Source organism: Pseudomonas sp. GM55, assembly GCF_000282395.1.
GTDB classification, from domain to species: Bacteria; Pseudomonadota; Gammaproteobacteria; order Pseudomonadales; family Pseudomonadaceae; genus Aquipseudomonas; species Aquipseudomonas fluorescens_CC.
Genome location: NZ_AKJJ01000137.1, coordinates 1 through 15826, shown reverse-complemented (window position 1 = coordinate 15826; position 15826 = coordinate 1). Strand labels below are relative to the sequence as shown.

At 60.1% G+C, this 15826-nt stretch carries 12 protein-coding genes; all 12 read right to left on the bottom strand.

What is annotated here, in order from left to right:
- Positions 1 to 69: 69 nt before the first annotated feature.
- A complete protein-coding gene (locus PMI31_RS25810) occupies positions 70 to 366 on the bottom strand; it encodes a DUF2845 domain-containing protein (protein ID WP_008022424.1) in 297 nt (98 codons plus the stop codon).
- Positions 366 to 3323: a DUF748 domain-containing protein gene (locus PMI31_RS25805; protein ID WP_008022423.1), complete on the bottom strand. Its 2958-nt coding sequence runs from the start codon at positions 3321 to 3323 to the stop codon at positions 366 to 368. The genes PMI31_RS25810 and PMI31_RS25805 overlap by 1 nt, the downstream gene beginning before the upstream one ends.
- Positions 3324 to 3416: 93 nt before the next feature.
- Positions 3417 to 4433 (bottom strand): class I SAM-dependent rRNA methyltransferase, encoded by a 1017-nt coding sequence (locus tag PMI31_RS25800; protein WP_008022421.1) that lies wholly within the window; start codon positions 4431 to 4433, stop codon positions 3417 to 3419.
- A 140-nt stretch (positions 4434 to 4573) separates the two neighbouring features.
- Positions 4574 to 5440 carry an oxygenase MpaB family protein gene (locus PMI31_RS25795; RefSeq protein ID WP_008022419.1) on the bottom strand — a complete coding sequence of 289 codons (867 nt, stop codon included), beginning with the start codon at positions 5438 to 5440 and terminating at the stop codon, positions 4574 to 4576.
- A gap of 156 nt (positions 5441 to 5596) precedes the next feature.
- Positions 5597 to 7534, bottom strand: a complete 1938-nt coding sequence (acs, locus tag PMI31_RS25790) for an acetate--CoA ligase (protein WP_008022418.1) — start codon at positions 7532 to 7534, stop codon at positions 5597 to 5599.
- A 186-nt stretch (positions 7535 to 7720) separates the two neighbouring features.
- Positions 7721 to 9385: a glucose-6-phosphate isomerase gene (gene pgi / locus PMI31_RS25785; protein ID WP_008022416.1), complete on the bottom strand. Its 1665-nt coding sequence runs from the start codon at positions 9383 to 9385 to the stop codon at positions 7721 to 7723.
- 224 nt (positions 9386 to 9609) lie between these two features.
- Positions 9610 to 9990, bottom strand: coding sequence for an aspartate 1-decarboxylase (gene panD, locus PMI31_RS25780; protein WP_003228271.1), 381 nt, complete (start codon positions 9988 to 9990; stop codon positions 9610 to 9612).
- A 204-nt stretch (positions 9991 to 10194) separates the two neighbouring features.
- Complete coding sequence (gene panC / locus PMI31_RS25775; RefSeq protein WP_008022414.1) at positions 10195 to 11055, bottom strand: pantoate--beta-alanine ligase; 861 nt, start codon at positions 11053 to 11055, stop codon at positions 10195 to 10197.
- On the bottom strand, positions 11052 to 11852 hold the full coding sequence (panB, locus tag PMI31_RS25770) for a 3-methyl-2-oxobutanoate hydroxymethyltransferase (protein ID WP_008022412.1): 801 nt from the start codon (positions 11850 to 11852) through the stop codon (positions 11052 to 11054). Before panB ends, panC begins: the two co-directional genes overlap by 4 nt.
- Before the next feature lie 277 nt (positions 11853 to 12129).
- A complete protein-coding gene (gene folK, locus PMI31_RS25765) occupies positions 12130 to 12615 on the bottom strand; it encodes a 2-amino-4-hydroxy-6-hydroxymethyldihydropteridine diphosphokinase (protein ID WP_008022409.1) in 486 nt (161 codons plus the stop codon).
- Between the two features lie 3 nt (positions 12616 to 12618).
- Positions 12619 to 14019, bottom strand: coding sequence for a polynucleotide adenylyltransferase PcnB (locus tag PMI31_RS25760; protein WP_008022407.1), 1401 nt, complete (start codon positions 14017 to 14019; stop codon positions 12619 to 12621).
- An 814-nt stretch (positions 14020 to 14833) separates the two neighbouring features.
- Positions 14834 to 15826 (bottom strand): sigma-54 interaction domain-containing protein (locus tag PMI31_RS25755; RefSeq protein WP_008004499.1); only part of this gene is annotated, 993 nt, incomplete at its 5' end.

The following is a 15826-nucleotide window of genomic DNA, read 5'->3' as shown; positions in this document are numbered from 1 at the left end:
CCCCGCGCATTTTTGCCGGGGCCTGTTTTATTTGCCGCGGTGTCAATCAATTGTGGGGGGCGTGCCTGATTAATTGCCGCGTTTGCTGGTGATTTGTTTCAGCCGATTACCTTCGAATCGCAAGTATTGATACATGCCGCCATTCGGTCCGTAGGTCCATTCCTCGACCTGAAACTCCTCGCGCCGGTTTGCACTGCGCTTGTAACCCAGCAAGTCGCGACTGACCGGCTCACCGCATTTCTGGAGAACCTCACTCGAACGATCACCGACGCTGACCAATTGGCTGCCACAGCGCAGGGTATCGGCCGCCCAAGCCTGACTGGCGGCTAGCGCCAGAATCAGGCCTGTCAGCAGCCGTCGAGTCATCACTCGGCATCCAGATGCATCGGCGTCACCACGCGGCCGTCACTTTCCGCCTCGCCCAGATTGGCGTCGATGAAGTACACCCGGTCATCTTCCAGCTGGGCCTTGTCGACCAGGTAATCCTTGATACTGCTGGCGCGCTCCTGGCCCAGTTGACGCAACAGCACGTCGCTGGTACTCCAGAACTTGATCACCTCGGCACGCATTTTCGCGGTGCGCTCTTCCTTGCCCAGATCCTTCCATTCGGCTGGGGGCTGGGTTTTCAGGCGGGTGCGGTAGATACCTTCGAGCAGCGGGCCTTTTTCCCCGTCCGGCACTTCCAGCAACGAAGCCTGGGCCGGGACCTTGTCGCCGCGGCGCTGGAGCATTTTGTAGTAGTTGTACTGGTACTCACGCTCCAGGCGTTGTTCGGCGATCAACGGGCCGTCGCTGCTCTGGGCGGCGGTGCCTTCGATTTCCAGGCGCAGGGCCGGGCGTTCCTTGAGCGCCTTGGACAGTTTGTCCAACGCGCCTTCGGCGTCCTTGCTCAGGTCGCTGGAACCCGCTGCGAACGACACACTGCCCAGATCTTCCGCGCCCCCGCCGTTGACCAGCCCGCCAATGAGCTTGAACGGTGCGGCCGCGGCTTTGACGATCAGGTTGCGCAGGGTCTGCCAGATAATCGGCATGACACTGAACTGGGGGTTGTTCAGGTCGCCGGTCACCGGCAGTTCGATGGAGATCTTGCCATCGACGTCCTTGAGCAAGGCAATGGCCAGTTTCAGCGGCAGGCTCACGGCATCCGGGCTGTCGACTTTTTCCCCCAGTTGCAGTTGTTCGACCACCACTTTGTTTTCAGCTTTGAGCTGGCCCCTGGTGATCTGGTAATGCAGGTCGAGATTGAGCCGGCCCTTGCGGATACGGTAGCCGGCGAACTTGCCGGAGTAGGGCGTCAGCGTGGTCAGTTCCACGCGTTTGAAGCTGGTGGCGATGTCGAGGCTGGCCATCGGGTCGAACGGATTGACGGCGCCCTTGATGGTCACCGGCGCGTAGCGATCGACCTTGCCCTTGACGTCGACACCGGCCGGTTTCGGCTGGCGGCTGTCGATGGTGCCGATCTGCCCGTTGAGTTGCTGGATGGCGGTGGCGAAGTTCGGGGTCAGGCTGAAGTCGGCGAAGTTAGCCGAGCCATCATTGATGAAAATGCCGCCGATGTGGATGCCCAAGGGTTTTTCGTTGCTGGCCGGTTTGTTCGCTGCCGGTTTTGCCCCGGAGTCCGCCGGCTGCGGAATCAGCAGGTCATCGATGTTGGTGGTGCGATCATCGTTGATCATGAAACGCGCATAGGGCTGGAACAGGTTGATCTTGTCGATCGAAAGGCTGTCCCCATGCTGATAGTTCAGGCCTTCGACAACGACCTGTTGCCACTTGACGAAATCGCGGGTTTTCAAGGTGTCGAGGGTGTGCATCTGATCGACCTGGGCGCGGCCGGTGACGTTGAAGGCCAGCGGCTCGGTGCTCTTCAGGTTGACCGCAAGATCACTGCCGAGCATGCCACTGCGCAGTTCGAGGCGAATGAACGGAGTGATGTAGGACTGGGCGACCCGCAGGTCGATGTCCCTGGTCTGTACCTTCAGTTGGGCGCTGACCGGGGCCAGGTTGACCTCGCCGTCGGCGATGATCTTGCCTTGCTTGCCCACGCCGGTATCGAGCTTGAGGGTAAAGGGCGAGCCGTTGAGGCTGTCGAAGTTTTGCAGGTCGAGGTTCAGCGGGCTCAGGTCCAGGGCGACGGCGGGTTGTGCCTTGCGGTCAGCCAGATGCACCCGGTAATCGCGCAACTGCACATCCTTGAGCAGCACTTGCCAGGGTTTGCCTGGCGCGGCCGGTTCGGGTTTCGGTGAGTCTGCCGCCGCCGGAGTGCTGGCCGGTTCGGCATCCGCCTTGGCTTTGGCGGCGGGTTTTGACGGTTGGCTGGCGAACAGCTTCTGCCAGTCGAGTTGGCCGTCTGATTCCAGCGCGGCCCAGGTTTCCAGTTTGTTGCTGCGGATCTTGCCGACCACCACTTGCTGTTTGGCCAGGTCCACGGTGGTTTCGCTGACGTCCAGGCGTTCAAGCTTCACCAGCGGCCGGCCATCCGGGGCCTTGATCGCGAAGGGGGCAATGTTGACCGCTACATTGCTCAGCAGCAGCTCGGTTTCCTTGGACAGGTTGAGTTTGTAGTCGGTACTGATACTCATGATGCCGCTTTCGAGGTCCAGTGGCACGGCATCGCGCACATAGGGCCAGAAGGCTTTCATCTTGCCATCGGTGATTTTCAGCTTACCTTCGGAGGCGATCGGGATCAGGCTGAAGTTACCCGTCCAGTCGATCTGTCCACCGTTTGGGCCGATAGCCACCAGGGTCATGTCGGCGCTGTCTTCAGGCAGAGTGCTGAGGTTTTTCAGTTCGAAATCGAGTGTGTCGTAGAGAAACTCGATGGGCTCGCTGGGGCGGGCATCTTCAAAGTGCAAGGAACCGCCGGCCAGCTTGATCCGCTCGATGCGCAGCGGGAAGGGCTTGGCATTCGGGTCGGCGGGTGTGGGTTCGCTCGCTGGCAGTTTGAACAACCCGAGCAGATTGAGTTTGCCGTCCTTGCTGAACAGGATTTCGGTTTTTGACTTGATCAGTTCGACATCGGACAGGTGCACCGCTTTGGTCCACAGGCTGTCGAGTTGCAGGTTGGCGTACAGGCGTTCGAAACCGACCTGCTCCTTGCCGGGCTCGCCGATATTCAAGCCCCAAAGGGTCAGTTCAAGGCTGAACGGATTGAATTCGATCCGCTGGATCGTGGCTGGGGTGGTGGCGTAGTTGGCCAGTTGCTGGTTGGCAACGCGCAACGCGACCCCCGGTAAAATCAGAAAGCCCAGCAAGCTGTAGAGGGCCAGAACAGTCAACAAGGCGCCGAGGGCGCGAATCAATCCTTTGTACATGTGCGGCTTCATCTGTCTGGATCGGAGTGCCTTGGAGTATGGCACGCGATTCTGGTTCCGAAGTGGTCGGCCCGTTCATGAACTTTCAGATTTCTCCTGCAACGGTCAGAGCTGCAGAATCAGGGTTTTCAGCGGTGGTTGCTGATCCAGCGACGGGAAGTCGGCGCCTGGCTTCATCACGGTCCACTCACGTACCGGCCGCCCGGCCTTCTCTGCACAACGCAAAACCTGTTCACGCCAGTCGTCCATGCTGACTTTCGCCAGGTTGTTGCAGCAAATCAGCACGCCGTTGTCGGCGGTGGTCAGCAGGGCTGGTTTGAGCAGGCTCTGGTAGTCGCGCAGCAGGTCGACAGTGCCGAATGCGCTCTTGGCCCAGGCCGGCGGGTCCAGCAGCACCAAATCGTACTGGCGCTGTTCCAGGCGCTGATAGCTTGGCAGTTTCTGCCCGCGGCGCTGGCTGACCGGCAGGCCGGCAAGCTGGCGAATGGCCGGGAAGTAGTCGGACTGGATAAATTCCATGGTCGGCAACTGCGGATTGAGTTGGCCGTTCTCCCGACCGACCGCCAGGTTGCCTTCGGCGAAGTCCAGGTTGCATACCTCGCGCGCGCCGCCGGCGGCAGCACTGAGGCCGACACCACAGGTGTAGGCGAACAGGTTCAGTACGCTTTTGTTTTTGCTGTGATCCTTGACCCAGCCACGGGTATTGCGCAAATCGAGGAACAGCAGCGGGTCCTGTCCGGCATGGCGGCCACGCACCCGATAGTTCAGGCCCCATTCGTGGCCAACCAGGTCTTGCAGGGCGGCTTCGTCGGCGCGGTAGACGGTGTCTTCGCGATCGATGCGTGAGTTGCCCCGGGAGCGGTCGTTGTAGACCAGCAGGGTGGCAAAACCCAGGTGTTGATTGATCGCTTCGTGCAGTTGCAGCAGCGTCTCGCGCTCCAGCGGCTGGTGGAAACTTTGCACCAGCAATTGCGGGCCGTAGCGGTCGATGGTCAGGCCGCCGGCGCCTTCCTGGCTGCCGTGGAACAGGCGATAGCAATCGGTACCTTGCTGGTGCAGTTCGGCGAGCAGGTCCTGGCGTTGATCGAGGGCGGCGCGCAGCGCCTGATTCAAGGAAGACATGCTGGGCGCCTTGCAAGAGGAATTGGGCGCGGGAGTTTAACAGCTTGCAGCACACCTGGTAGGAGCTGGCTTGCCAGCGAAGGCCGCAACACGACTTATCTGACAATCCGCATTATCGTTCATCGCTGGCAAGCCAGCTCCTACAGGCCCATCCTTCGTTTAGCGCGTTGAACCGATCCATTACGCACCGCCCAGCGCAGCATCGGCGCGCTGCGGTTGACGCTGGCGCGGATCAGCTTGCGTTGCAGCGGGTTCTGGCTTACGCCGAGCATCTCGCTGGCCCAGTCCGGCAGCAAGTCGATCCCGGCCTGCATCATCAAACTGCCGAAAGGCTTGGCCAGGCGACTGGGGGAGGGGGCGTTCAGCAGCAGGCGCAGGACTTCACGACTGCGTTCGTCGCACAGCAGTTGTGGACGGATGCGCTTGAGGTAGTCGGCAATTTCCCGCCGTGAACGGGGCACATCGCGGGCGCCCAGGCGTTCGGCGACCAAGGCGATTTCCGCGTAATAGCGATCCTGGTCGGCAGGTGAAAGATGTGGGTTGCGATAGCGCAAATGCGCGGCGAGGAAGTTACTGACTTCTGCCACGTGCACCCACGTCAGCAATTCGGGATCGCTGGCAGCATAGGGGCGGCCATCCGGCGCCGTGCCGGTAATCTGCAAATGGATGGTGCGGACTTTTTCGATCAGCCATTCGGCATCCTGTCGAGAACCGAAGGTAGTGCCGGAGATGAACTGCCCGGTGCGGCGCAAGCGACCGAGCATGTCTTCACGAAAATTCGAATGGTCCCAGACCCCGGCCAATGCCAGCGGGTGCAGGGCCTGCAGCATCAGGGCGGCGATGCCACCGATCAGCATGCTGCTGAAATCACCATGGACTTGCCAGCTCACCGAGTCTGGCCCGAACAGCCCGGGGTCGCCCTTGGGGTTTTCCAGGTCGAGTTTGCCCAGGGACAAACCGCTCAGGCTCATGATCTGGGTTTCAATGCGGGTGCGGATGAATTCCATGGTCACTCTGTAATTTTCTGTAGGAGCAGCCGGTCGACGCTCGATTGCTCGCGATGGACGTTAACGATAACGCGTGTTTCCTGAGTAAACGCGGTGTGTCGGAGTTCATCGCGAGCGATCGAGCGTCGACCGGCTGCTCCTACAGAAGTCGGTACGTTATTGATTCAGGCGTTTGTCGATCAGCCCCTGCACCACGCTCGGATCGGCCAGTGTCGAAGTGTCACCCAGGCTATCGAGCTCATTGCAGGCGATCTTGCGCAGAATGCGCCGCATGATCTTGCCTGAGCGGGTTTTCGGCAAGGCCGGTGCCCACTGGATCAAATCCGGTTTGGCGAAACTGCCGATTTCCTGGCTGACGAGGGCCAGCAATTGCTTTTTCAGTTCATCGTTGGTTTCGACGCCGTTCATGGGCGTGACGAAAACATAGATGCCCTGGCCCTTGATGTCGTGGGGGTAACCAACTGCTGCGGCTTCGGCGATGCTCTCGTGCAGCACCAGGGCGCTTTCCACTTCGGCGGTGCCGATACGGTGGCCGGACACGTTGATCACATCGTCGATGCGCCCGGTGATCCAGTAATCGCCATCTTCATCGCGCCGCGCGCCATCGCCGGTGAAGTAGTACCCGGGATACGGCTTGAAATAGGTGTCGACCATGCGTTGCGGGTCGCGATAGACGCTGCGGATCTGCGCCGGCCAGCTGGACTTTATGGCGAGTACGCCGCTGCCGGCGCCTTTGATTTCCTTGCCCTGCTCGTCGAGCAGTACCGGTTGCACACCGAACATCGGTTGCGTGGCGCAACCGGGTTTTATCCGCTGTGCGCTGACCAAAGGACTGAGCATGATGCCGCCGGTTTCGGTCTGCCACCAGGTATCGACGATGGGGCAGCGCTCTTCGCCGACCTCATGGAAGTACCACTCCCACGCTTCTGGGTTGATCGGCTCGCCGACGGTACCGAGCAATCTGAGGCTTTGGCGTGACGTTTCCTTCAATGGCTCGGGACCTTCGCGCATCAGGGCGCGCAGGGCGGTAGGGGCGGTGTAGAAGATATTCACCTTGTGCTTGTCGATCACTTGCCAGAAACGCGAAGTGCTCGGGTAGCTCGGCACGCCTTCGAAGATCAGCGTGGTTGCGCCGCTGGTCAGCGGGCCGTAGACGATGTAGCTGTGGCCGGTGACCCAACCGACATCGGCGGTGCACCAGAACACTTCGCCGTCGCGGTAATCCAGCACGTATTTGAAGGTCATCGCCGCTTGTAGCAGGTAGCCGCCAGTGGTGTGCAACACGCCTTTGGGTTTGCCGGTGCTGCCTGAGGTATAGAGGATGAACAGCGGGTCTTCGGCGTCCATTGGTTCGGGTGGGCAATCGTCGCTGACGTCGCGCAGCACCTGGTGATACCAGAGGTCGCGGCCTTCAATCCAGTTCACCTGGTTTTGGGTGCGCTCGACCACGATCACGCTGCTGACATCGGGGCAGCTTTGCAGGGCCTTGTCGACGTTGTGTTTGAGCGGCACGAATTTACCGCCGCGCACGCCTTCATCGGCGGTGATCACGGTGCGGCAGTCGGCGTCGAGGATCCGGTCACGCAGCGAGTCAGGGGAGAATCCGCCGAACACCACTGAATGAATCGCACCGATCCGCGCACAGGCGAGCATGGCGTAGGCGGCTTCGGGGATCATCGGCATGTAGATGCACACGCGGTCGCCTTTCGTCACGCCACGGCTTTTGAGCACGTTGGCCAGTCGACAGACGTGGTGATGGAGTTTTTTGTAGGTGATTTGCGTGGATTCGGCGGGGTCATCGCCTTCCCAGATGATGGCGACCTGATCGCCGCGTTTCTCCAGGTGCCGGTCGATGCAGTTGTAGCTGACGTTCAATTGCGCGCCGGCAAACCAGCTGGCCTCACCGGTTTTCAGGTTGTAGCGCTGGACGGTGTCCCACGGTTTGCTCCAGTCGAGAAAACGCGTGGCCTGTTCGGCCCAGAACGTACTGGGGTGTTCGACGGATTCGCGGTACAGGCGGTGGTAGTCGTCTTGACTCAATTGTGCAGCCCGGCGGACGGCATCGGCTTTGGGGAACGTGCTGATATCGAACATGACGGTTCCTTATGCTTGTTTTGCGACAAGGATAAAGATGCGCCGAGTGCCCCATGGGTTCAAGAGGGGAGCTGTGCGACCCTCGTAGGAGCTGGCTTGCCAGCGAAAGCGGTGGATCAGTCAACATAAGCGTTGAATGACACGCAGCCTTCGCCGGCAAGCCAGCTCCTACAGGGGCCGGTCAAATCACCCGCGGTGACGACCGCGGAAGTAATTGATCAGCCCTTGGGTGGAGGCGTCCTCGGCCGGGGTTTCTTCGCTGCCGACCAGGCGGTTGTAGACGCCTTTGCCCAGCTCTTTGCCCAGTTCCACGCCCCACTGGTCGAAGGCGTTGATGCCCCAGATCACGCTTTGCACGAAGACTTTGTGCTCGTACATCGCCACCAGAGCGCCGAGGCGGCGCGGGCTGATGCGCTCGACCACCAGGGTGTTGCTCGGACGGTTGCCCGGGATCACCTTGTGCGGTGCAAGCTTTTGCACTTCGGCTTCGCCCATGCCTTTGTCACGCAGCTCGGTTTCAGCCTCGGCAAGGGTCTTGCCGAGCATCAGCGCCTGGCTCTGGGACAGGCAGTTGGCGTACAGCCACTGGTGGTGGTCGGACACCGGGTTGAAGCTGACGATCGGCACGATGAAGTCGGCCGGGATCAGTTGGGTGCCCTGGTGCAGCAACTGGTGGTAGGCGTGCTGCCCGTTGCAGCCAACGCCACCCCAGATCACCGGTCCGGTGTCGGTGGACACGGGCTTGCCGTCCTGGCGCACGCTCTTGCCATTGGATTCCATGTCCAGCTGTTGCAGGTGCTTGGTGATGTTACGCAGGTAGTGATCGTACGGCAGGATCGCATGGCTTTGCGCGCCCCAGAAGTTGCCGTACCACACACCGAGCAAGGCCAGCAGCACCGGCATGTTCTGTTCGAACGGTGCGCTCTGGAAGTGCTGGTCCATGGTGTAGGCACCGGACAGCAATTCCTTGAAGTTGGACATGCCGATGGCCAGGGCAATCGGCAAACCGATGGCCGACCACAGCGAGTAGCGCCCGCCGACCCAGTCCCACATCGGGAAGATGTTCTCTTCGCGGATGCCGAACGCCACCGCGGCGGCGTTGTTGCTCGATACCGCGATGAAATGGCGATACAGCTCGGCTTCCGAACCACCCTGGGCCAGATACCAGGCACGGGCGGCCTGGGCGTTCTTCAGGGTTTCGAGGGTGTTGAAGGATTTCGACGAGACGATGAACAGCGTGGTCTCGGCGCGCAGCTTCATGGTCAGTTCGTGGAACTCGCTGCCGTCGATGTTTGCCAGGTAATGGCAGCGCACGCCTTTCTGGGCGTAGGACAGCAAGGCTTCGGACACCAGCTCCGGGCCGAGGAAGGAGCCGCCGATGCCGATGTTGACCACGTCGGTGATTGGTTTTTCGGTGTAACCGCGCCACAGACCATCGTGGATACGGCCAACGAGGTCGGTGATCTGGTTCAGCACCTTGTGCACTTCCGGCATCACGTTGATGCCATTGACCGAGAGCTTGTCGCCAACCGGGCGGCGCAGGGCGGTGTGCAGGGCTGGACGGCCTTCCGAAGCGTTGACGATTTCGCCGTCGAACAGCGACTTGATCGCACCCTTGAGGTCGACTGCGTTGGCCAGGCCCACCAGCAAGTTGCGGGTCTCGGCGTTGATCAGGTTTTTCGAGTAATCGAGAAACAGGCCGCAACTGCTGAGGGTGAATTGAGTAAAGCGCTGCGGATCGGCATTGAAGGCTTCGCGCATGCTGAAATCCTGCATGGCTTGGCGGTGGTCATTCAACGCTTGCCAGGCAGGCAGAGCGGTCACGTCGTGAGGAGTGCGGTAGTACGCCATCGCTGCGGGTTTCCTTATTACTTGAACGGCCTTTTGAACACTAAAAATCCCGGAGCGCTGTGGGTTGGCGTTCCGGTCAACTGCGTCGACACGATTTCATGGCGCAGGGCGAATACAGTAAACCCCGCGCAATGATCTGTCTTGACTTTGTCTGACCTGTTTCCGGTACTTTTTTAACATCGAAGTTAGGAAAAGTCCGACAAACGGAAGAGACAGTGCTCGGATCAGGCGACTTGGACCGGAATGGCATTGCTGGTGTGGCTCAGTTCATTGCCCGGTGCCATGTAGAGCATGCGCGGCTTGAAGTTGAGCAGTTCGGCTTCGCTGTAGTGGGCATAAGCGCAGATGATCACGCGATCGCCGACCTTGGCCTTGTGCGCCGCAGCGCCATTGACCGAAATCATGCGCGAGCCTTCTTCGCCACGGATGGCGTAGGTGGTGAAGCGCTCGCCGTTGTCGACGTTGTAGATCTGGATCTGCTCGTACTCGCGGATGCCGGACAGGTCCAGCCATTCACCGTCGATGGCGCAGGAGCCTTCGTAATCGAGTACAGCGTGGGTGACTTCGGCGCGATGCAGCTTGGCTTTGAGCATGATGGCGTGCATGAGTGTTTCCCAGGTCGGAATCGAACGGCGGGCAGTTTGCCCGATGGGTTTGTGGGCGGCAATACAGTCTGTTTGGGCACAGATGCCCCTGTAGGAGCGAGCCTGTTCGCGATGGACGTTAACGATTACGCGTATTTCCTGAATGTACGCGGCGCGTCGGAGTTCATCGCGAGCAGGCTCGCTCCTACAGGGGAATTTCGGTGATTAGATCGGCGCGTCGAGGTTCAGGTGCAGGTTGTCGATCAACCGCGTCGTTCCCAGGAACGCCGCCACCAGGATTACCAGGTCACGATCCTCTGGCGTCGCAGGACGCAAGGTCATGGCGTGGCGAATTTCCAGGTAATCCGGGCGCAGGCCGGCGGCTTCGAGCTGTTGCAGTTTCACGCGGATCAACGCCGGGAAGTCGCGCTCACCGTGCTTGATCGACTCGGCGATCTCGCTCAACGTGCGGTACACCACCGGCGCCACAGCGCGCTGCTCTTCGTTGAGAAAACCGTTGCGCGACGACAGCGCCAGGCCATCGGCCGCCCTTACGGTCGGCTCACCGATGATCTGGATCGGCATGTTCAGGTCATGTACCAGTGCGCGAATCACCGCCAGTTGCTGGAAGTCTTTCTCGCCGAAAATCGCCAGGTCCGGCTGGACCATGTTGAACAGCTTGCTGACCACCGTCGCCACACCTTCGAAATGCCCCGGCCGGCTGGCGCCGCACAGGCCTTCGGACAATTGCGGGACACTGACGCGGGTCTGGCCGGTCATGCCGTCGGGATACATCTCTTCGACAGTGGGGGCAAACAGCAGGTGGCATCCGGCCTGGAGCAGTTTTTCCTGGTCGGCGGCGAGAGTGCGCGGGTACTTGTCGAGGTCTTCGCCAGCACCGAATTGCAGCGGATTGACGAAAACGCTCGCCACCACGAAGTCCGCCCGTTGGGAGGCTTTGGTCACCAGTGCAACGTGGCCGCTGTGCAGGTTGCCCATGGTTGGCACAAAGGCGATGCGCTTGCCTTCGCTACGGGCACGGGCCACGGCGGCCCGCAGTTCGCGTACGGTTTTTACGGTGTTCATGCAGAGAATCCGTGTTCGATCCCAGGGAAAGTTGCCGCTTTGACTTCAGTCACGTAGGCATTCAGTGCAGCTTCGATGCTGGTCCGGCCAGTCATGAAGTTTTTCACGAATTTTGGCACGCGGCCGGAAATGGACAGCCCCAGCATGTCGTGCAGAACCAGCACCTGGCCATCGGTGCGATTGCCGGCGCCAATACCGATCACCGGTATCTTCACGGCCTGGGTGATTTCTTCTGCCAGCTCGCTCGGGACGCACTCGAGCAGCAGCATTGCCGCACCGGCCTGTTCCAGGGCGATCGCGTCGGCACGCATCTGCCGCGCCTGGTTTTCATTGCGACCCTGGACCTTGTAGCCGCCAAGGATGTTCACCGATTGCGGCGTCAGGCCCATGTGCGCGCATACAGGGATGCCGCGTTCGGCCAGCAGGCGGATCGAGTCGGCCAGCCACAAAGCCCCTTCAACCTTGACCATGTGCGCGCCGGCCTGCATCAACAAAGCGCTGTTGGCCATGGCTTGCTCGGTGGTGGCGTAGGCCATGAAAGGCAGGTCGGCGAGGATCAAGGCATCACTGTTACCGCGTTTGACGGCAGCCACGTGGTAAGCCATTTCTGCGGTGGTGACAGGCAAGGTGCTGTCGTGGCCCTGCAAAACCATGCCGAGGGAGTCGCCCACCAGCAGCACTTCGACGCCGGCCTGATTGCAGGCATGGGCGAAGGTCGCGTCGTAGCAGGTCAGCATGGTGATCTTTTCACCTTTTTGCTTCAGACCTTGCAGGGTGGTCAGGGTGATGGCTGGCATGAAAAGTTCCTCATTCAGGCGCTGTGGAAACTACTGCGAGTAACGCGCGTGATTCTTCGTTAAATACAGGCGCACGCTCTTTTGTCGTGCTTTTAAGGCCTGGATTGCGCCCTTGAACGCCGTGTTGGCGGCAGCGGGACGCCTATAGTCGTGAGGAGAACGAGGGAAGTCAATTGCGTGTGTTACCGCATTGTTACGGGTGGGGTGTTACCGGGGTACTGATGCGATTCAGCAGTGGATGTCGCGCTCGACGCAAAACCAATGTGGGGGATTTTGGTCAGTTTTGGGGAAGGCGCTCCAGGCCGACGAACGGGCATGCCATGAGCAGTTGGGCCAATGTCCGGCCATCAGCCAGTCGCAGATCCGCAGGTGCCAATTCCGCCAGCGGATAAAGCACGAAGGCCCGTTCCTGCATGTGGTAATGGGGGACCTTGAGGCGCGGTTCGTCGATCAGGCGATCACCGAACAGCAGGATGTCGAGGTCCAGCGTGCGTGGCCCCCAACGCTCGAGGCGCTCGCGACCCTGGCCGTTTTCGATGGCTTGCAAGGCATCCAGCAGTTCCAGTGGCGCCAACGTGCTGTCAAGAGCGGCCACCGCATTGGTGTAGCGCGGTTGTCCGGGAAGCAGCGAGTCGCTTTGATAAAACGCAGAAACCCCGACCAGCGCCGATTGCGGCAAGTGCGCCAGTGCTTCGACGGCGCTGCGCAGTTGTTCGGCAGGGTCAGCCAGATTGCTGCCCATGCCGATGTAGATGCGTTCCATGGATTATTCGCCCGAGGTGCTCGAAGCACCGGCGGCGCGTTTGCGTTTGGAACCACCGCTGCGGCGACGCTTGCGCGGGGCACCGGTACCTTCGTCCTTGCCGCTGAGGTCGCGAATCATGTCGCGGCGCTCACTGTCGTTGGCGTCCTGGTAGTCCGTCCACCAGTCGCCAAGGCCGTCGGTCTGCTCGCCAGCGCTTTCGCGTAGCAGCAGGAAGTCGTAGCCGGCGCGGAAGCGCGGATTGTCCAGCAACAGATCGGCACGCTTGCCGCTGCGGCGCGGCAGGCGTTCCTGCATGTCCCAGATCTCGCGGATCGGCATGGTGAAGCGTTTCGGAATCGCGATGCGTTGGCACTGTTCGGCAATCAGCTCGTGCGCCGCTTCCTGCATCGCCGGAATCGGCGGCATGCCACGCTCCTGCAGGCGCAGGACCCGCGCCGGCAGGGCAGGCCAGAGCAGGGCAGCAAACAGGAACGCCGGGGTAACCGGTTTGTTCTGCTTGATCCGCAGGTCGGTATTGATCAGGGCTTCGCTGATCAGGGTGTGGGTGTACGTCGGGTTGTATTCCAGTGCTTCGGCGCTGGCCGGGAACAGTGGATCGAACAATTGCAGGTCGACCAGCATTTCAAACGTATCGGCGGCATGACCGGAGAGGAACAGCTTGAGTACCTCTTCGAACAGGCGAGCCGACGGGATCTCGCGCAGCATCGGCGCGAGGTCGCGGATCGGCAGGGCGCTGTGTTTTTCGATGCCGAAGTTCAGCTTGGCGGCGAAACGCACGGCTCGCAGCATGCGTACCGGGTCTTCCTGGTAGCGTTGCTTCGGATCGCCGATCAGGCGGATCAGGTGATTGCGGATGTCGTGTACGCCATTGGCGTAGTCGAGGATGCGTTCGCTGACCGGATCGTAATACAGGGCATTGATGGTGAAGTCGCGACGTTGCGCGTCTTCTTCCAGGGTGCCATAGACGTTATCGCGCAAGATGCGCCCGCTTTCGTTGCGCGAAGACTGGTTGCTGTCTTCCTCGTCTTCGTTTTGCGGGTGATTGGCGCGGAATGTCGCGACTTCGATGATTTCGCGGCCGAAGTGGATGTGCACCAGTTTGAATCGGCGCCCGATGATTCGCGCGTTACGGAATTCGGCCCGTACCTGCTCGGGGGTGGCGCTGGTGGCAACGTCGAAATCTTTCGGAGTGATACCCAGCAGCATGTCGCGCACGCAACCGCCAACCAGGTAAGCCTGATAACCGGCGCTCTGCAGGCGTTCAACGATATTCACCGCGTAGCGGCTGAATTGCGCCTTTTGCAGCGAATGTTGACCGCTGTTGAGCACTTCAGGCGTGCTGCGAATGTGTTGCGTAGGACGCTTGGGAGAACGGAATGACTGGAACAGCTTCTTCAGCATGGGATGCACTGTTTGAAGGAATATTCGGCCATAACAGAAGAATGACCGCATGATGGGCGGGGATTCTAGCATTTAGTCGGGGGATGGTGTAGGACACTGCAAATGTAGGAGCAGCCGGTCGACGCTCGATTGCTCGCGAAAGACGTGAACGATTACACGGAAAACCAGATGCCCAGTGTTGCCTGTGGGTTTTTCGCGAGCAAGCTCGCTCCTACAGGGACAGGAAGCGGGTAGGGGGGGATCACAGAAACCACAAGGGGAGCCGAAGCTCCCCAAGAAGTAGTTGCATGCTCTATTTTTATTTTTGGTTTTGGGCTTCTTGTTTTTGTTGAGCGCCCTCGCCATGAAGTTTTCCTTCATGACCCTCCCAATCGGGAGCCAAGAGCAAACGGATTGCTTTGGTCGCTGAATTGCAGTGATCTTTCGATCCAACCAGTGCAGGCTCTGTCTTGGGACAGTTTTTGTTGTTCTCGGCCTGGTCGTGGGGCAAGCCCCAAATACAACGCCTCTCCAAAAGAATCAGTTAGCTGCGCCTCTCGCCGTCTTGTTTTTATTGTGCGTGAGTCGATTCGTCTTATTTTTATTGTCTTGTGCATTGCTTGTTATTGTTCTTGTACCAAACATATAGCAGGGTGCGTGCCAACTTTTACGAAGCCCAATAAAACAAGGGGTTAGGTCGGCTGGTAGGCATTTCGAGGGCCAAAAAAAACCGGGGCTTCGTTACCGTAAGCCCCGGCTTCTGTTACGTGAAAAAACTGAGGTAACAGTTTTTTCCACAAAGTCACGTGTTACCCGCACATCAGACAGGAGCGGTTCAGCTCTCGCTGGCCACCCCGGTCTTGCGTCGTGGAATGCCCAGGCGTTGACGGCGCTCCCACAGGCATTTGCGACTGACCCCGAGCTTGCGAGCCAGCTCGGTTTCCGTCATGTGGTCCTGATGCTCGAGAACGAAATGCTGGAAGTAGTCTTCCAGGGAGAGGTCTTCGGTCGGCTCGTGGTTGTTGTTACTGGCATTGCCGTTGCCCTGTTGCGGGGGCAGGCCAATGAACTCGTCGTCTTCCAGGTCGCCCAGTTCGATGTCGATGCCCAGCAGTTCGGCAGAAATCTCCGGGCTTTCGCACAGGATAACGGCGCGCTCGACGGCGTTCTCCAGTTCGCGAACGTTGCCCGGCCAGGAGTAGTGACGAATGGCTTGCTCGGCATCCGCGGCGAACTTCAGGTCGGTGCGGTTGATTCGCGCACTTTGCCGCGCCAGGAAGGCGTTGGCGATTTCGTTGACGTCCGCACCGCGTTCGCGCAGGGCTGGCAGCTTCAGCGCGATAACGTGGAGGCGATAATACAAGTCTTCGCGGAACTGGCCGATCTTCGCCAGGCTCTTGAGGTCGCGGTGCGTCGCTGCGATCAGGCGCACATCGACTTTTTGCGACTGCACCGAGCCCACGCGACGAATTTCGCCCTCCTGCAATACGCGCAGCAGGCGAGCCTGGGCTTCCAGCGGCAGTTCGCCGATTTCATCGAGGAACAAGGTGCCGCCGTCCGCCGCTTCTACCAGGCCAGCGCGTCCGGCACTGGCACCGGTGAATGCGCCTTTTTCGTGGCCGAACAGTTCGGACTCGATCAGGCTTTCCGGAATGGCCGCGCAGTTCACCGAAATCATCGGCGCCTTGGCGCGTTTGGACAGGTTGTGCAGGGCGCGCGCCACCAGTTCTTTACCGGTGCCCGATTCGCCCTGGATCAGAACGTTGGAGTCGGTCGGCGCGACTTTGCGGATCTTGCCGTACAGGTCCTGCATCGGCGGGCACGAGCC